General features: G+C 30.3%; 19 protein-coding genes. 10 read left to right on the top strand and 9 right to left on the bottom strand.

Annotation, left to right across the window (positions count from 1 at the left end; translation table 11 throughout):
• Positions 1 to 86: 86 nt before the first annotated feature.
• The 6 genes from ACXLDF_RS11970 to ACXLDF_RS11945 form a co-directional block, all read right to left on the bottom strand.
• Positions 87 to 1,319: an LL-diaminopimelate aminotransferase gene (locus ACXLDF_RS11970; protein WP_457558766.1), complete on the bottom strand. Its 1,233-nt coding sequence runs from the start codon at positions 1,317 to 1,319 to the stop codon at positions 87 to 89.
• 31 nt (positions 1,320 to 1,350) lie between these two features.
• Positions 1,351 to 2,202: a diaminopimelate epimerase gene (dapF, locus tag ACXLDF_RS11965; RefSeq protein WP_457558765.1), complete on the bottom strand. Its 852-nt coding sequence runs from the start codon at positions 2,200 to 2,202 to the stop codon at positions 1,351 to 1,353.
• The gene (lysA, locus tag ACXLDF_RS11960; RefSeq protein WP_457558764.1) at positions 2,195 to 3,538 is read right to left on the bottom strand and encodes a diaminopimelate decarboxylase; all 1,344 of its coding nucleotides are present in this window, start codon (positions 3,536 to 3,538) and stop codon (positions 2,195 to 2,197) included. Before lysA ends, dapF begins: the two co-directional genes overlap by 8 nt.
• 23 nt (positions 3,539 to 3,561) lie before the next feature.
• Complete coding sequence (gene dapB, locus ACXLDF_RS11955; RefSeq protein ID WP_457558763.1) at positions 3,562 to 4,404, bottom strand: 4-hydroxy-tetrahydrodipicolinate reductase; 843 nt, start codon at positions 4,402 to 4,404, stop codon at positions 3,562 to 3,564.
• A gap of 22 nt (positions 4,405 to 4,426) precedes the next feature.
• Entirely contained in the window at positions 4,427 to 5,335 is a 909-nt protein-coding gene (gene dapA / locus ACXLDF_RS11950; protein ID WP_457558762.1) for a 4-hydroxy-tetrahydrodipicolinate synthase, read from the bottom strand.
• A 714-nt stretch (positions 5,336 to 6,049) separates the two neighbouring features.
• A complete protein-coding gene (locus tag ACXLDF_RS11945; protein WP_457558761.1) occupies positions 6,050 to 6,295 on the bottom strand; it encodes a hypothetical protein in 246 nt (81 codons plus the stop codon).
• Positions 6,296 to 7,006: 711 nt separating this feature from the next.
• Between ACXLDF_RS11945 and ACXLDF_RS11940 the strand changes: the two genes are divergently transcribed.
• The 9 genes from ACXLDF_RS11940 to ACXLDF_RS11900 all read left to right on the top strand — a co-directional run bounded on the left by ACXLDF_RS11940 (position 7,007) and on the right by ACXLDF_RS11900 (position 11,851).
• On the top strand, positions 7,007 to 8,014 hold the full coding sequence (locus ACXLDF_RS11940; protein WP_457558760.1) for a DNA-processing protein DprA: 1,008 nt from the start codon (positions 7,007 to 7,009) through the stop codon (positions 8,012 to 8,014).
• On the top strand, positions 7,986 to 8,786 hold the full coding sequence (locus ACXLDF_RS11935; protein ID WP_457558759.1) for a hypothetical protein: 801 nt from the start codon (positions 7,986 to 7,988) through the stop codon (positions 8,784 to 8,786). Before ACXLDF_RS11940 ends, ACXLDF_RS11935 begins: the two co-directional genes overlap by 29 nt.
• A gap of 75 nt (positions 8,787 to 8,861) precedes the next feature.
• Positions 8,862 to 9,374: a hypothetical protein gene (locus tag ACXLDF_RS11930; RefSeq protein ID WP_457558758.1), complete on the top strand. Its 513-nt coding sequence runs from the start codon at positions 8,862 to 8,864 to the stop codon at positions 9,372 to 9,374.
• Between the two features lie 18 nt (positions 9,375 to 9,392).
• The gene (locus ACXLDF_RS11925; RefSeq protein ID WP_457558757.1) at positions 9,393 to 9,767 is read left to right on the top strand and encodes a hypothetical protein; all 375 of its coding nucleotides are present in this window, start codon (positions 9,393 to 9,395) and stop codon (positions 9,765 to 9,767) included.
• Positions 9,768 to 9,838: 71 nt separating this feature from the next.
• On the top strand, positions 9,839 to 9,994 hold the full coding sequence (locus tag ACXLDF_RS11920) for a hypothetical protein (protein ID WP_457558756.1): 156 nt from the start codon (positions 9,839 to 9,841) through the stop codon (positions 9,992 to 9,994).
• 495 nt (positions 9,995 to 10,489) lie between these two features.
• Positions 10,490 to 10,696: a hypothetical protein gene (locus ACXLDF_RS11915; RefSeq protein WP_457558755.1), complete on the top strand. Its 207-nt coding sequence runs from the start codon at positions 10,490 to 10,492 to the stop codon at positions 10,694 to 10,696.
• A gap of 205 nt (positions 10,697 to 10,901) precedes the next feature.
• On the top strand, positions 10,902 to 11,141 hold the full coding sequence (locus tag ACXLDF_RS11910) for a hypothetical protein (RefSeq protein ID WP_457558754.1): 240 nt from the start codon (positions 10,902 to 10,904) through the stop codon (positions 11,139 to 11,141).
• A gap of 2 nt (positions 11,142 to 11,143) precedes the next feature.
• On the top strand, positions 11,144 to 11,491 hold the full coding sequence (locus ACXLDF_RS11905) for a type II toxin-antitoxin system PemK/MazF family toxin (protein ID WP_457558753.1): 348 nt from the start codon (positions 11,144 to 11,146) through the stop codon (positions 11,489 to 11,491).
• Between the two features lie 102 nt (positions 11,492 to 11,593).
• On the top strand, positions 11,594 to 11,851 hold the full coding sequence (locus ACXLDF_RS11900) for a transposase (RefSeq protein WP_457558752.1): 258 nt from the start codon (positions 11,594 to 11,596) through the stop codon (positions 11,849 to 11,851).
• A 267-nt stretch (positions 11,852 to 12,118) separates the two neighbouring features.
• Here the strand turns inward: ACXLDF_RS11900 and ACXLDF_RS11895 are convergent, their stop codons facing one another.
• The 3 genes from ACXLDF_RS11895 to ACXLDF_RS11885 form a co-directional block, all read right to left on the bottom strand.
• Positions 12,119 to 13,216, bottom strand: coding sequence for a TRM11 family SAM-dependent methyltransferase (locus tag ACXLDF_RS11895; protein ID WP_457558751.1), 1,098 nt, complete (start codon positions 13,214 to 13,216; stop codon positions 12,119 to 12,121).
• A 202-nt stretch (positions 13,217 to 13,418) separates the two neighbouring features.
• Positions 13,419 to 16,310 (bottom strand): DNA mismatch repair protein MutS, encoded by a 2,892-nt coding sequence (mutS, locus tag ACXLDF_RS11890; RefSeq protein ID WP_457558750.1) that lies wholly within the window; start codon positions 16,308 to 16,310, stop codon positions 13,419 to 13,421.
• A 264-nt stretch (positions 16,311 to 16,574) separates the two neighbouring features.
• Complete coding sequence (locus ACXLDF_RS11885) at positions 16,575 to 17,708, bottom strand: LVIVD repeat-containing protein (RefSeq protein ID WP_457558749.1); 1,134 nt, start codon at positions 17,706 to 17,708, stop codon at positions 16,575 to 16,577.
• A gap of 420 nt (positions 17,709 to 18,128) precedes the next feature.
• Here ACXLDF_RS11885 and ACXLDF_RS11880 point away from each other — a divergent pair, with 420 nt between their 5' ends.
• A complete protein-coding gene (locus tag ACXLDF_RS11880) occupies positions 18,129 to 18,443 on the top strand; it encodes a hypothetical protein (RefSeq protein WP_457558748.1) in 315 nt (104 codons plus the stop codon).
• Positions 18,444 to 18,675 lie beyond the last annotated feature (232 nt).

The raw sequence follows: 18,675 nt of genomic DNA, 5'->3' as shown, positions 1-18,675 counted from the left end.
AAATCAAAGGATTTTCTATAAGAGTAATTCTAATAGAAAAAAAAATACAGGACAATCTCTAATAATTCAGTTAAATTAAACAAATATCAGCTAATGAAATATTTCTTTATTCGATTAATCGCCTCTTGAGTATTTTCTCTGCTTCCAAAAGCAGAGAGTCTGAAATAACCTTTTCCATTGGGCCCAAAACCTGATCCAGGAGTTCCTATTATATTTAGTTTTTCAAGGAAAAAATCAAATAATTCCCAAGAACTTTCTCCGTGAAGTGATTTTAACCAAATATAAGGAGAGTTAATGCCTCCAAAAATTCTAAATCCTGCTTGTTTTAATCCCAATCTAATAATCTCTGCATTTTTCTTATAATAATTAATTAATTTTTTTATTTCAATACTACCTTTTTCAGAATACACTGCAGCAGCTGCTTTTTGGGTAGGGTATGAAACTCCATTAAATTTTGTACTCTGTCTTCGACTCCATAATGCATGAATAGGTATTGCATTCTGTTTTGAGTCATAACCTTGTAAATTCTTCGGGATGACAGTATAAGCACATCGAACCCCTGTGAAGCCTGCGGTTTTTGAAAAACTGCGAAATTCGATAGCAACATTTTTTGCATTATCAATTTCAAATATTGAATGAGGGATATCATCTTCACTAATAAAACGTTCATAAGCTGCATCAAAAAAAATGACTGCTTTTTCTTGAATTGCATATTCAATCCATTTTTCCAAATCCTTTTTTCTCATTACTGCACCTGTTGGATTGTTAGGTGAACAAAGGTATATCAAATCAACATGAAAGTCGGGAATTTCAGGAATAAAATTATTTGATTCATTGCAAGGGAGATATACAATATTTGAATATTGTGCTTGCTCCAAATGATTTCCAGCATTTCCTGCCATTACATTTGTATCTATGTATACAGGATAACTTGGATCGCAGATTGCAACAATATTTTTACCAAAAATATCTAATATATTTCCTGTGTCGCATTTTGAACCATCAGAAATAAATATTTCATCAGGATTAATTTGAACACCTTTTAATCTATATTCTTTTTCAGCAATTAAATTTCGAAGAAATAGATATCCTTGTTCTGGACCATATCCATGATATGTTTCTTTTCTCGCCATTTCATCCACACCTTGATGAAAAGCTTGGATAATCGATGGAGGTAAAGGTAAAGTTGTATCTCCAATTCCTAATTTAATAATTTTGGCATTAGGATTTGACTCAATATACTTTTGAGTTCGTTGCGCAATTTCAGAAAATAAATAGTTATTTTGTAAATTAAGGAAATTTTCATTTATTTTTGCCATTTTTCTTCTCCAATTATTCTTTAATTAAATTTTACTTATAGTTAAAAAATCCTGTAGCGATAATAGAAAATTGACCTGTCATCCATAAATGATCTAGTGATTCGGTAGTTTCCATAATCAAATCGCCACCTTTAAGATGAATTATAATTTTTTTGTCGAGAATTCCAAGTAAATTTCCTGCGACTAAGGCTGCTGCTGCCCCTGTTCCACAAGCCCATGTTTCACCTGAACCTCGCTCCCATACACGAAAATTAACTTCATTTCGAGAAATTATATCAATGAATTCAGAATTTATTCTATTAGGAAAATAGTGGTGATTTTCTAAATCTGGTCCGATTAACGATAGATTTAATGCATTTACATCATCTACTACATAAACTGCATGAGGATTGCCCATAGATACTGCTGTAAAACGTCCTTTAAAGTTAGAAGTTGAAATAGGATAATCAATAATGATTTGATCTGAAATATTCACCGGAATTTTACTGGGATCTAAAATTGGTGCACCCATATCGACTCGAATTAATCTATTTTCTAGGACTTCAATTTCAATCATTCCTGCCAATGTCTCTATAGTAAAAACATTTGAATTAACTAAACGATTTTCATATGCATATCCTGCTACACAACGAATGGCATTTCCACACATTTCTGCTTCACTTCCATCAGCATTAAATATTCGCATTTTAAGTTTTGTTTTTCGACCTTGAGTTATTAGAACCAGACCATCACCACCAATTCCAAATCTGCGATGACTTATTTTTCTTGCCAGATCAGAAAGATCAATTGAATCAACTGAATACTCAAAACAATTGATGTAAAGATAATCGTTGCCAATCCCATGCATTTTAATAAAAGGTACTTTCACTCCATTATTAGCCATTAAAAATCTCACCTTCAAAGGTTTTTAATCTCTCAGGAACTTTTTGATGGATGAGCAAATCCTGAAAAGATTCTCTTTCCCTAATTATTGTGATTTCACAATTTCGAGAAATTAGAACTTCTGCTGGCCGCGGCCGAGAATTATAATTTGAGCTCATTGAAAAGCCATAAGCACCAGCATCTAAGATCGCTAAGAAATCACCTTCATTAACTTGAGAAAACTCTCTTTCTCTTCCAATAATATCACCCGATTCACAAATTTGTCCGACAACATCTGCAATAATACTATTTTCAGAGTCATGCTTTATTACTGGGATAATTTCATGATATGAATTATATAGAATGGGACGAATTAGTGTATTAAACCCAGCATCAATTCCAATAAATTTCCTAAAACCATTATCCTTGATTGTATTAATTTGAGAAACTAATATGGATGCTTCTGAAGAAATGTATCTTCCTGGTTCAATAACAAGATATGGAGTACCTAATTTAAGCATATTGCATTCAGAACGAAGTTTATTAACTAAAGTATCAGCATATTCTTCTAATGATAAAGGATTTTCAAAATTTCTATAAGGAATTCCAATTCCACCTCCAAAATCAATGAATTCAAATGTAATTCTTGTTTCTTTAACTATTTTTCGAATAATCTGAAAATATTTGTCAGTTGCTTTTTTGAATGAATCAGCTTGTAGAATACCAGAACCAATGTGCATATGGACGCCAAATTTAGTAAATCCGCACTCTTTTGCAATTTTATATGCTTCAACTACCCGAGATTCGAAAATACCAAATTTAACCAATTTTCCAGCTGTAATACAGTGATCATGATGACCATCTCCAAATTCAGGGTTGATACGGAAAGAAACTAAAGGTAATGTTTGGTTTCGATTCTTACATAGCTTTTTAAGTCGATATATTTGAGAAACTGCATCAAGATTAATCATAATATTTCGATCTAGGGCATATTGAAGTTCCTCATCCGTCCAATTATTTCCTGTTTGTAATATTCTATCATGGGAAAAACCTGCATTTAGGCACAAAAATACTTCACCAGATGAAACGGTATCTACATATGCACCTTCAGATTCAAGAATTCTTAAAACAGAGATATTTGAATTTGATTTTACAGCATAATGTATTCTAACTTTTGGATAACGACTCTTTAAAACTTTATATAGGGAATTATATCTTTTCCGAATGAGATCTTCATTAATTATGTATAAAGGTGTTTTGAACTTTTGTGCAATTTGATAAACAGATTGTTCTCCATAAAATAATTGACGATTACGATACTCCAAATCTTTTAGTTTTAACCATTTTTCGTTGTTCATTTTAAATTTTCATCCTCTTCTTTTTAAAGATTAAGAACTTGTTCCATTGAAAAAATTTTTCCTTCATTTTGGTGACAAAGGATAAATTTCGCAGCGGTTAAAGCACCATCTGCAAAACCATCCCGATTATGAGCATAGTGAGTTATTTCGATGTGCTCTCCAGATCCTGCAAAAAGAACACTATGTTCACCAACAATATCTCCTGCACGAATAGAATGCATTCCAATTTCAGCAGCATTTGATTTCCTAACATGATTTCCTTTTCTTCCATAAATTGCAACTGAATTAAAATCTGTTTCATAGGCTTTTGCAATTTTCTGTCCAATGATTAAAGCAGTTCCACTCGGAGAATCTACTTTATTTCTATGATGTTTTTCAATTATTTCTACATCCCAATCTTTAGTAAAAGTGGCAATCATTTCTACCAAATGGAAAAAAATATTAACACCTTTCATCATATTGGAAGAAATTACACACGAACATTGATTTTGGGAACATAAAAATTCAATTCTTTGAATCAATTCTTTAGAAAGCCCTGTAGTTCCAATAACACAAGGGACATTTAGTTGAATTGCATTACAAACATTTTCTGCAGTCGAGTCAGGAGTTGAAAAATCAATAACGACATCTACTTTATTGGTTTTAAGCCAATTTTCAAAATATGTGGAGCTTGTTAATTGAATACCTGATTCTGCAATCCCAATTAATGAATTAACATCTTTTCCTAAATTTGGAGAAGAAGACTCAGAAAAAGAACCAACCAGAGAAAATTCATCATTATCGTAAATTCTTTTTGATAATATGCGCCCCATTCTCCCATCTCCACCGATTAGAGCAACTTTTATTGAAGAATTGTTTAAATTCATTTTTTTCACCTTTATTTTAATTTTACTGAATTGAAATGGTCAGATTTTCTAAGGTACTTTTTATTTTTGCTTTTGAAGAAGATTGTAATCCAACTAAAGGCAGTCGCACATATGAAGACATTAAACCAAGCAATTCTGCGCCATATTTTGCTGGAGACGGATTTGTTTCAATAAACAGATTTTTAAATAAATCTTGAAGGCGTTTATTTTCAATTTGTGCTTGTTCCCATTGATTATTCTCCATCATTTTAATGTAGTTATGCATTCGTTCAGGAATTAGATTCGAAGCCACACTAATTACACCTCTTCCACCAGATTTCATAATATCGTAAGTTAAACTATCATCACCACTAAAAACAATAAATTCATCAGGTGTTCTTCTTATTACTTCCTGTATCTGTTCTAAATTTCCAGATGCGGCTTTAAAACCAACAATATTTTCAAAATCTTTTGCTAGCTTTTGAATTGTTTTAGGAAGAATATTTCCTCCAGTCCTACTTGGACAATTATATATTACAATTGGAATGTTGATCTCACTTGCAATTGCTGCATAATGAGCATATAGTCCATTCTGAGTCGGTTTATTATAATAAGGAGTAATAAGAAGAACTCCGTCAACTCCCATTCTTTCAGCATTTCTACTTAAATTTATTGCTTCACTCGTATTATTACTCCCAGTTCCTGCCAAAACAAATGGTTGTTCTTTAGATTTTTGGGCTTCTTCAACACACCATCTGATTACATTTTCATGTTCTTGATGGGACATTGTGGCTGATTCACCTGTAGTCCCACATGGAACCAATCCACATTTGGCTCTGATTTGTCTTCTAACAAAATTTTTAAATGTTAATTTGCACAAATCACCGTCCTCATCCATAGGGCTAAGTAAAGCAGTGAATACACCTCTCAATTTAGAAATTTTATTTTTCATTTTTTTTTCACCAATTTATTGTTTAATTCAAAAATTTAACCAGTTCTGAATAAAATCTTTTAAAATTGAATGGATCGCTCAAAAAACATACCTGTAACTCTTATAAATACTGGAAAAATTAGGTAATGTCTTCTAATTGCGATACCGAAATTTTCTAAATTAATCAGCACTTCTTCTTTTTCTTAGCAAGTTTTTCAACTTTAACTAAAGCAAAAGTGCAAATATTAAACCAATTTTTGGTTTTTAGAATGATTTCGATAGACAACATCAGACTCAGTTAAATTTTTAATTTTACAGGTATAAATTTGCGAGAGAATCTGAATTCAGATCCTATTATTTCTAAATGAGCCAGATTTATTTAAATCTTACTAAAATTTACCGATATATGCAATCCAAAATAAATTTAAAACGATCTAAATAAAATACTCGGATCCCAGAACTTTTTTTTAACCCCAAATATTTTCGTATTATTGAATTTTCAGAGAGAAGCTTTCATTATAAATATATGAAAAATCGCTTGTTCTAACATGAAAACGTAAAATTCAGCTAAAGAGAAAGGTTTATTTTGATGCGAATTTCCAAAAATTTTAGAATGAAATAGGTTTTACTTCTTAGACTTCTTATACTTCTTCTTGAAAAAGACCTTAGTTATAATTCGCATCTTACAATTTACTGAAAATTAATTTTTATTTAAATAATTTATGAAAAAATAGGTTAAAAATAAAAAGTGCTCGAAAAATTTGTATCATTTTCGCTCTTTATGAAAAAGACTTCAATTATGATTCTCCCGTAAGGAGGTTTATTAATATGTCGTATATGCGTTAGATTTTTATTCAAAGCACGGGCCACGCCAACATTTACTTTAAAGCCATCCGATACTAAGAATTGAAGGTCATATAACAATCGACAAGCACAATCTTTTACAATGTCGATAATATTTTCTTTTGTCCGTATTTTCATTAACTTAACACCTATAATTTTATTATTTCCACTAACACCCCCAATTAGATACCATGTTTTCTTCCCAATTTTTAGAAAAGTCTCTTTTCAGAAAGGTCTTATCAATGAATAAGCAATTATTTCGTCGACTCTTTTGCTTAAAGATTTTTGAATCTCTAATCAATTTTGAGACTACCTGAATAATCTCCTAAAAGAGTTGAGATGTGGTTGATTTCTTTACTTATAATTTCCTATATATAGCTTTTGCACAAAATCGTCCCTGTTTTTAAGATTGTAAGAAAATTATACGAATATCTGCATTTAGACCTTAAAAATTTCTACTTGTATATGGATAAAACGATTTTCTACAAGTTAAACAGATTATTTGCAAAAGATTATCTCTTACACTCGTAATATGCCCATTAAATATTAATTCATACCTTTTTTCTGCTTCAATTTCATTTAGACAATAAATAGTCATAGTATCAGAAAAAATTTTAGTTCATAAGTTTATGTTGAGTGATGATTGAAATCTATCTGCAGGTAAAGTTTCAATTTCGCACGTTCGAGTAATAATATGGAATATATCATACAAAATTATAAAAATATTTCAAAATTTCGTAGAACAATATTCAGATTATAGTCAGTCATGGGAAATTGAAATTCTCTTAAATATTTTAGAAAATTAATATTCTATACCATCTAATTAATAATAAATCTGTAGGAGAATTGATGAATTTGACCCTAAGTACTATAAATAAAAATCAGAATTTAGCGGATTATATCTATTTATTAAGGGTTTTAAATTTCTCAAAAATCGGATTAATCGAATTATTTAAAAATCCAGAAATGACCATTTCATCTTTCAAAAATCTTAACAAGGAGAGAATTCAACATTTTCTTCTTAGAGGTAAACAAATTAAATTTGATGACTACTCAAAAATCAATAATATTTTAAATTTTGATTATTCAGATCAAGATTTTCTCAAAATTGAAGAAATGGTTAAATTTTGCTCCCAGCATTCAATTCATATCATTACTGGTTATAGTGCAAAAATTCCCTTAATTTTCTTTGATTTAGATAAAAAAACTAGAGATTTAGTATTTATTAAAGGAAAGGTTCTAAATCAGGATTTAAAATCTTATTCTATTTGTGGAACTCGTAATCCTACTGAAGATGCTATTAAAAAAACCAGACTGATTGCAGAATATTTTGCTAAGAAAAGCTATACTTTAATTAATGGATTTGCAAAGGGTATTGATATAGAAGGATTTATTGGTGCTTCAAAAGTAAATGGTAGATATTTGGGAATTATTGCTTCAGGGGTAGAAAATATTTATCCCCCAGAAAATAATAAATATATTTCAAAGGTAGTTACAAATGGAGCATTTATCTCTCAAAGACTAATTTGGAAAAGAGTTACAAAGAAGACTTTACAGCTTAGAAATCGTTTCTCTGCTCTGTTATCAAATGGTAGTATCTTTATTGAAGGAGACTATAAATCAGGAACAAAATGGCAGTATAAATTTGCTAAAGAAGCAAAAAAGCCCGTATTTTATTTAGAACCAAAAGATTGGTCTCATGAAAATTCACATATTCCAAAATTGATCAAGAAACAAGGTGGAATTGAAATTAGAAATGATCTATCTAATTTAGATGATATAAATTTAATTTTATTGGATTATTATAGCAAACGGGTGAAAAAAATAAGTGAATTCGCAAAAATCAATACAATTTGATTATGGTGTCTTTAATTATAAAAGAAAGATATACAAATTCTCAAATAACGAATCATCTAGTGAAATCCCAATAATTGAAGGGAGTTTTTATCTATCTAATAAGCCATCGTTTTATAGAGATTTTAAGCAATGTTTTCGGTTCTATGATTTGAAATCCATTGAATCTTTTCCTTGGACAAATTCATCTCAGAGTTATCGAAAATTAATCAGTCTTGGTCCATATTATCCTTGGAATTGCTTTAATATTGATAGATTATACTATGGTAATATTACATTTCCTATTTTAAGTGATATTATATTTAGTTCAAAATCTGGACCTTTAGATGAACTGAAAAATAAAAATTTGACTCAATCCAAACAATCATTCATAAGAAATGGGAGATTAGAACAATTAAGAATTTTGACTAATTTCTTTTATTACTATCTTTCAAAATATTATTCAATTGAAGCAGATTTTATTGTTCCAGTTCCCTCAAAACCTAAGTATTCTTTTAATTCAGTAGAAGAAATTTCTAAAGAATTTGCAAAGAAATCTAAAATAATACATCTTCCTGATATTGTCCAAAGAACATCAAATGATGAAAAGAGTTATTGTTTAAATCCTTTAAATTTAAATTTAGAGAATAAAAAAATTATTCTTATTGATGAAAATATTCGTGAAGGTGAAACAAAAAGAATAATATCACAATTACTCTCTGAAAAAGAAGTACAATCAATCCAAGTTTTTACTCTAGGGCGTACAGATCATTCTATCTATGGCTACTACGATTAGTTTTCATAATTAATGGCAATTTTATCAAATGTTTATTAAGTATTTTGATATAGGCAAATGAATTATTAAGATATAATGCACATTAGTTTCCAATTAGAAGAAAATTACTTTCATACTAATCATATTTACCCGTTTACATTAACTTTGATAAATAAAGAGAGAGATATAGAATATTTCATTAAGAATATTGAAATTATACATGAAAATTATGATAGTATTTATATTGAAGAAGTAAATCAGACTTTATCAAAACAAATATGGTTATTTCCTAGAATGATAACTCGAAAAATTTTTCTTAAAATTGATAAACAAATTCCGGAGGTTCATTATTTTAGATTCAGAGTTTATATTAGGAATAAACTGGAAAATAATACCGAAACAGAGCAATACATTGAATTTCCGCGATTAAATATAAAAATAAACTTAGGAAAAACTTATCGAGCCTTCATTAGCCGAAGTGTTAGAGTAAATGAATCTCAGATACCTGATTTTATATCAAATGAAATATCAAAATGGGGATTTCAAAATTATACAGTTGGAATTCCTCCATTAAAAAAGGATTATTCAGATACTGAGCTAATTCTATAAATTAAATCTCAAATTGAAATGGCAGACATTGTCTTTGCAATTGCTACAAAAAGAGATGAATTAGCAAGAGTTTTAAGATGGAGAACAACTGAATGGCTTCAAGCTGAAACTGCAATTGGATATACTCTTAATAAATTAGTAATTGTATTTGTAGATAATGATGTCGATTTATCCGGTTTGGCAGAAAAATTTATTTATATAAAATTTGATTCCACATCAATATATGGATTTTCTGAATTCCTAGATGAGATTATGCCTCAAATAAGAGACATAATAAGAAAAAATCGAATTCAAGATAATTTAAAGAAACTCTTCAAAGGAATTTCAATTGTAGGGGGTTTATATATAATTAGTATTGCGAGTTACCAGGCAGGAAAAGAAGATCAATCTTAAGTGTTATATTAGAATTGTAAAATGAAATGATTTCTATAGGAATATAAATTAAAAATTCAAAAGTGAAAAAAATGAAAAAAGTAGAAATAGAATTTAAAGAACCTAAATATTCAAATTTAAACAAAAATAGAGCACAAATCAAGAAAAAAATATTAAAATACAAATCATATATCCAAGAAACACAAAAAATAAGCGATAATTCTTTAACAACTAGATTTATTATTTAATTGTGTGAGCTCTTGTAATGTTTCCTGCTATATCTACTTCCAATGTTTTAATTTTCAATTTTGAATTCGATACTTTTCAAAAATCTTACGAATTCAGTTAGAATAGCGATCCACCTTACTAAGACTCGACAAGGCCGAAAATGGTACATAGATGATATTTTAGCAGTAATGTGTTAATCTTGGAGTAAAATGGCCCCAGTTCACCACGTATGTCTGAAATTAAATCGATGAGTCCAAAAATTCTTAGATTTTGAGAGCCTATAATATAATAACAGGGGGAAATTCGGTGCATTCTCGCACCATACAACCATAAATGATTGATTGCAGACTAAAAATATCTTGAATGTTGAAGAAGTTTATCGTATCATATTCGAAAAGATGATTTAGTTTGTTTTTCTTAAAGATCGGAGATTCCATCCTGTTGTTCTTGAATTTGATCTTACATATCTCAGATCTTGGGAAAAACGCAGGGATTCACCGATCAAAGACAGCAAAATGGTAAAAGGCACGCGAAGAATACGCCACTATCATGGAGCAATGATTCATGGCCTTCACAAATCTCTTTTTATCGGATGCCATCACATAGTACTTCATGAACCTATAATCCTTTTCATAATTAAAATTGCTGATTGGTTAATAAGAATAGAGTTAGAAATCAAGGTTTGTGTCATCGATCGAGAATATTTTCCCAACAACATTTAAAATCAATAAGAAATTGTAAAAGTGAACCTCTATAAAGTCAAAAATGTGTCGAATTATACTTTAGAACGAAAGTCTTACGAAATAGACACTAAAAACTATGACTACATACTGATGAAAAACCATTTAAAGCAAAATTAACCAGAAAAGTTTTTTTCCCATAACATTTATATGGATATAAATACCTTTAAATTATAGGGGAAAAAGTATGGGAAAAGTTACAATTCATATAAAGGAACATTTATTAATCCAAGCTAAAGATGCAGTTGCACAAGGTTTTGCGAAATCTGTGAGTAGCTTAATTGGAAATGCACTCCAAGAACACTTAAAGCGAATAAAAAAAGAGCAGATAAAAAAAGCGCTTGAAAATGCAAGCAAAGATCCCCTTTTCTTATCTGATATTGAAGAAATAACCAAGGATTTCAAATATACAGACTATAACGAGTGATCATGATGAATTGGAAATGGGAAATATTTAATGCAGATTTAAATCCCACCATTGGCTCTGAGCAACAAGGAATCCATCCTGTTTTAGTGATAAGTGATGAAAATTATAATAGACTTATGCCTGTGGTCTCAATTCTACCCATTACAAGTTTAAAGAAGGGAAGAGTAATCTATCCCAATGAAGTTCTCTTATTGGCAGGAAAAGCGAACTTAAAAACTGATTCTATTGTTCTTGTTCATCAAATCCGGACAATTGCAAAACAGCGTCTTGTCAAATTAATTGGTTCGCTTTCTGATGAGGAACTTCAATTAAAAATCAACGATGCATTAAGAGTACATTTAAACCTGTAATCAATATAAATGATAAAAAATGGATAGGAAAATGCACTAACCCCTCTATTTTCCTCATTACTTCTAAATTAAAATATTGCTACCTTCATGCTCATTTGAGAGGTGAAGAATGAGGTCTTAGCAGATTTTGAACTGAAGAACTATTATCAGCGATTACAAGATGTTCTTGGAATTGGTTCCTCAACCTTTCTATCAATTCTGCTCGAGCTTGGCGATTTTAGGAGATTTCAAAAATGGCAGAGCATGGATAAATTCTGTAGAGTAATTCCAACCGTTGAGAGAAGCAAGAGCTATGATTTAATAAAAAGATGTTTCAGGAATCCGCTCCATTCAAATAGAAACACCCTAAATCTTTCATGATTTTCAATCAAATTAGCCTAAATTGAATGGAAAGCTTGGAACTTTAATTAATATAAGATTCATTTTCTTGATTTTGAACCCATTCAATAGCAATCATCATTTAACTTATCAGAGATGCTTTTGCTGAGAAAAAAAAGCCTGCTTCACCCAAGATAATCAGAAATTTAGTTTGAATTCCTTTTTCTGGGATGTTCAAATGTGTTTGAACCCAATCATTTATTTTGGGGGATTTTCATTATTTCTGTGGAATTACAGAATTACAATCACTCAACTTTTATTTTGAAAAACCAAACAATAATGGTGATGAACATTGCTCACATAGGTCGTCGGATACCCCCAAATCCCCAAAAATTTCTGATCTTGACACCATATAAATTCTTGCCTTAGAATATACGACTTTTTTAAACGTTCTGCAATTTTCCAAGCCAAAGGAACCATCTCACCATCTTTAGGACGACAATTTTGAACAATTACCATTAAATATGCTCCAGGTTTTAACATAGGGCGAAAATTAGTAAAATATTCTACAATTTTATCGATATATTCATTTAATTCAAAAATATTCCCTAAATCAGCCTTATCTTTGCTGTATATTTCATCTAATCCTTTTTCAACGCGCTGTTTCAAAGCAGATTTAACCCCACCTCGAGTTGTGTGAAGAATATTCCAATAGGGGGGAGAAGTAATAAGAAAATCTATGAGTGGTAGACTTGCATTCTTCCAAAATTTAACGGAATTCTTTGCATCACCGATTTGAACAATACATTTAGAAGAGAAAAACTCATTTTTCAATCGATTGACCCTCTTTTTTGTATAACTTGCGTATTCAGGATTTAATTCAATACCGAAGCAATTTCGTTGGGTTATAATGCAAGCTTCTGCGGTACTTCCAATTCCCATAAAAGGATCAAAGACCCACTGTCCCTTTTTAGTAAAAAACTCGATAAAATGAGCTGCTAAGGCAGGGGGATAACTTGCAGGGTGATTTTTAATTTCAAAAGATATATCTTTAGGGCGACCATCGACAATCAGCCAACTTTTTGTATGTTGTAACCACTGTTTTCCTGTTAAGTCATTCAATGTATTTCGCGGATGCATTTTTCCTTCAGTAGAGCACATGTTTTGAATTAATTTCAAGTCATTTGCTAATTTGCGAAAAATCTTAGCAGTTCCAGCAAAATCCAATCGCGAGAATAATTCTAGCGCACTTTCTAAACTTTCTTGTAATTCTGGAATTTTCTGTTTTAATAAATTGGGAGTGTTTTCCTTCAATTCATGAGATTTCAAGATTTTTGAATTTAATTCATGCAAGGTGAAGGATATGTTTTTTATTGCATCATTTTTTTTATTTTCTGCTGAAACCATAAAGTTGTGGCACCAATTTGTATTTTCAAATAAAGGATATCAATTTTAAGATAAATGCGAGAACACTTATTTTTCCATAATCATTAATTCCGCAAAATCACCTTAAAACCGAGAAATCGCAGTAAATTCTATTAATTTACTGCATTTTGTACTAATTTGCTTATACTTGCGATTAATTATATTATTTATTCATGAAATATTTTTATTTTTCAAGATTTTGAAGTTTCTTTTTTAGTTTGATTAGTGTCTCAAAAGCTTCAATTGGGGTCATATGATTTAAATCTAAAGATCTTAACATGATTACCAATTCAGAATCGTCAACTTTTCGTGTGGGAAATAACGTCATTTGTTTTACTTTTCGAGATGAAATTGGTTTAACAGCATTTCGATTATTTTTTGGACGCGAAGCAAGAATAGATTCATTGGAACCTGATGCAAGAGGATTATTTGTAATTCCAACCTTAGTCTTTGTAATATGGGATTGAGAAGATGAAATGATCTCCATACGATCCTTATCCTTTATATTATGCTTAATATTCTTTTGATATCCTTTAATCTTGCTTGATTGTTCTTCGATTAGCTTATTTTTCTCCACTAATTCTTCTTGAAGTGATCTTTCCATTAATTCAAATGCACGGTCAGTTACTGATGTAGGTAGACCAGCCATCATTGCTACATGGATACCATAACTTTTATCTGTGCCTCCATTTGTAAGCTGTCGCAAAAAGACCAGCTCATGAGATTCTGGCTTTTCTAGGATGCGAAAATGATAATTATGAATACGTGGAAGTTGCAGGTTTATTAATTGATGAAAATGAGTTGAAAACAGGGTCTTAATATGATGATCATGTAGATACTCAATTACAGCTTGCGCAATTGATTGTCCATCAACTGTACCTGTTCCCCGTCCGAGTTCATCAATTATCACCAAACTATTTTTAGTGGCATAATTAAGAATTTGAGCCATTTCATTCATTTCTAACATAAAAGTACTTTGTCCTCTTGTAAGATCATCAGATGCACCAATGCGGGTAAAAATACGATCTACAATGCCAATTTCAGCAGCCTCTGCTGGAACATAACAACCAATTTGAGCAAGAATTATAATCAAAGCCGTTTGTCGTAGATATGTAGATTTTCCACTCCAATTTGGACCTGTAATAATTAATATTTGCTCCGAATCGGAATTAAGAAGAAGATCATTGGGAACAAAGCGTTCTTTCTTATTAACAAATTCAATTACAGGATGACGTCCTTGTTTAATCAAGATCTTATCTGAATTGGTTAGAATAGGGCGATTATAATTGTAAGTCAAAGCCACATCTGCAAAAGTACTTAATACATCTAAAATTGCGATAACCTCAGCATTCTCTTGAATCTGTTTAGTAAATTGAATAACATGTTCACGTGTTTGCTGAAATATTTCATATTCCAAATCCATAAGATTTTCTTCTGCGGAGAGAATTTTCATCTCCATTTCCTTTAATCGAGGAGTTTCATATCTTACGCATGATTTAAGTGATTGACGCTGAACATATTCTTGAGGAAGCGAAATACCTTTTAGAGCATTATTTGTGATTTGAACAAAATATCCTAATACGCGATTAAAACCAATTTTCAATCCTGTACTAAGATTTAACTTGCGTTTTTCAGCTTCTTCAAATGAGATAACCCATTGCTTACCGTTATGTAAAATATCTCTGTATTCATCAACTTGTGAGTTATATCCATCCCGAATTATCTGCCCTTCAGTGATAGTTGTTGGTGGGTTTGGATGGATTGAAGATTCTACTAATGATATAATCGAAGAAAAATCAGAAAGTTTGGAGACTAATCGCTTTATTTCAGAATTCTCAACTGAAGACAGAAGATTTTGAATTTCTTGAATAGTCTTAAGACCTTGAGCAAGGTTTAACAGATTTCGAGCATTAACTGTGCTTGAATAATTAATTCGTGAGATGAGTCGACTGATATCACCAATCTCCTTAAGATAACTTCGAAATTCTTGAAAAAGATCATAATTTGAAAGAAAGAACGCTACCGTTTCAAGTCTTTTATCTATTTCATTTTTAGATAACAACGGTTGAACAATCCACTGTCTTAATAAACGTGTGCCCATAGGAGTCTTCGCACGATTCAAAATATCAAAAATAGTTCCATAAGTGCCTCCATCTGTTTGATTCTTGATTAATTCCAGATTTTTTTGGCTGGTTTGATCGATAAACATAAAATCTGTGTCGATATAATATTTCACACGGCAGATATTTGCTAATGTTTCTTCTTTTTGAGTTTCTTGAACAAATGAGAGTAAAGCACCGCAAACTGTCATCGAAAGTGGTTTATCTTCAAGATCATACGCAGCTAAATTCTCCACATGGAATTGTTTTCGAAGCACTTCATAAGCATTTTCTTCAAGGAAATGATAAGAAGGATGTTGCTTAAGAATCATGGTAGAATTCTGATTAAATTCTTCCATAAAGGAAAAATCTCCAGCTAGTTCATCAGAAACAACACATTCTACCGGTGAAAATCGGTTAATCCACGCCCACATTACCCGAGAAGCCAGTTTACCATAAAATTCAGATGTGTAAAAATCACCACTGGAAAGATCGAGTAAAGCCACTCCATAATTTCGTTTTCTTCGATGAATTGCACAAATAAAATTGGGAATATCACTATCTAAAAGAAGATTATCTACTATGGTTCCAGGACTTAAAATTCGTACAACCCCCCTTTTCACGATTTTTCCTGTGGCTTTTTTGGGATCTTCTAATTGTTCAACAATGATAACCGTTTGACCTTGTTTTACTAAATTTTTAAAATGTTGGGTAGCTTTATGTGGAATACCAGCCAGTGGATGTCGACTTGGTCCGCTTCCCCGTTTAGTAAGGGTTAACCCAAGCAGTTTTGAAACTTTTACTGCATCATCATAGAAAAATTCATAGAAATCACCCATTCTGTATGCGAGTAAAAAATGTTCGGGATACTGTTTGCGAATAGAATACCAATGTTGCATCATTTCGGGCATTTTTCCCGATTTAAATAGTTCCTCAGCACTTAAGTTTTCTTCTTTAACGGGTTTTGAAGCGATCATAAAGTTCAACTTTCGTTGTTATTTAATAAGACCTCAGAAATCTCTGGAATTTCTGTTGAATATATTTCATTAATGGAGAGAAAATAAAATAAAGATGGGTGTTGATCGATTAATAAATTATTTCTCCAATCAATACATATCTATCTTTTTATATATTAATGAAATTGGATTAAATAGATTTTTCTTCAATAGAATTAATAGTAGAATTAATAAAAAAGTTGGAAATAAAATGATCTTGAGATCACATTAAAAAAAATTATAAAATTATTGCAAAATTCGACTTCTTTTTACAAGGATAAATAACACAACAGCTAAAACTAAGTAAGCCAGAACTTGTAAAAATCCTGTAATAACATCAATTGCTATAGCTTTCCTAGTAGGATTTGGTCCAACTCCTAAAAATAATTGATAATAACCAATTTCGTCTTCTTGCAATACTAATGCATCTTGATCTAGCAAAATAAAATCATAGCAAATAGAATTATTACAGATTAGTGTTTCAGTATAAGGTTCACTTGGATCAGCAATTGAAACCAGTCTAAATCCTTGATTTTTTTCTGCGATATAAATAAAATTTCCTTTTATTTCCATTTTGACTGTAGATGAAGAAACATATGTATGACCTAAAAATAACAAATGCTCGGGTGTAATTCTTTGGTAAACGATTAAGCCTTGATTGCCATCAAGCAAAGCGACATATTTTTCAGAAACAGATACTTCAGAAGCGGCATATTTAGTACCATATACAATCATATAATCTATATATTGAGAAACTTGAACTGGATTAGTTGGATCTGTTACATTTATTATACGTAAACCCCTGATCGTATCTGTTAAATACAGAAAACCATCATAATATGCAATTGTGTGTTTTCCATATGCAAAGTGACCATTTTCATTATATCTTGAAACAATAGTAATATTACTGGGATTTGTAATATTTAAAATATATAAATTAAAGGAACTTACAAGATAAACAATTTCTCCTTTAATTTCAAAGTCATAAATATAAGTACTAATATTTATTTTCCCAACTTGTCCATAATTGGTGAAATTAGTAAAATTATAAATATAGAATAAGTTATTATTAGCAGTATATAAAAAATTCTCTTCAATTGCGATTTTCTGATTAAGCGGAACATTAAATTTTACGTTTGAATGAAAACTAATGCTATTATTCTCAGATAAATGATAAATGTCCAATTCTTTTTGATTTGTCGCAACAAATACATTATTTCCATTTTTTAATAAGAGAGATCTGTCAAATGTGCCAGTTAACCCATCAGCTTTTTCAAAAACATACCAAGGCTTTGAAATTTCATAAAAATAATAAATAGTAAGCCCTGAGCTAATCAAAATAGGGAGAATAACTAATATGATTTTAACCCATTTCTTCATATTTATTTACAATTCCCTCTCCTACTTTAAATTAATTGAATCGATATTTTTTTCTTTTCATTTTTTTTAGGTTCATAAGAGATAATAGTAGAATACGAAAAATAAAAGAATTTTCGAAAACCAAATATGGAATTTTCTAAAATACTCAAACCTATCTATATTTTAAATCTGTCGAAATAATATTTAGGAAAAAAGACTAAATTAAAGTTAAAGGAGTAAATAATTCAAAGAAAAATGATGGAAATGTGAAATTCTTAACCATATTTTTAGAAATAAAGACTTGATTAAAAAAATAATTGGATATTGAAAGTATTGCAGAAAAATTTGATTTAAAATTAATAATTTAAATGCGATGAAAAAATTGATAGGACTTATTCGCACTCATAAAACTTTTTAGAACTTTTGTTTTACATTTCATCAATGCAAATTGACCCACAAATTAAAAAAAGCTTAGAACAAGCCATAAAAATAAAATCGAAAAATTCATTAGTTTCAACCCTCCGATATGCAGCAAGGTTTGCATTTAAAAAAGGGGATAAGCAAATTGCTTTAGAATTAATAAGATTTGCAATTGATTTTTCTGAACAATCTAACCAGTACTTTCTTCTGATCGTAGATTATCATTACTATCAAACAGGTCGAAAATTAGATCAGACACACTCAATTCCAAATGCCCCTACTCCAAGAATTGAAGAGCCTTGGGAAGAATTAACAGAATATATAAAAAATTTGTAAATAAAACGTTGAAATATTTCCATTTTAGAATAAAAAGTACATTCTTTCAAATTGTAATTGCTATTTTTTTACTCACAAGAATTATGATTCTTTCATTTTAAAATATCCATGAATCCAGAAATTTGTGTCTTTGTAATAGATTAGTGCGAATACGTTTGCAAATACTTATCTATACTAATATATAGTCCCATCTCTGCATTTTCTCATATGTTCTGCAAAATTTTTGATACAA

This window comes from Candidatus Harpocratesius sp. (genome assembly GCF_054039255.1).
This window is presented reverse-complemented; position numbering and strand designations above follow the sequence as displayed.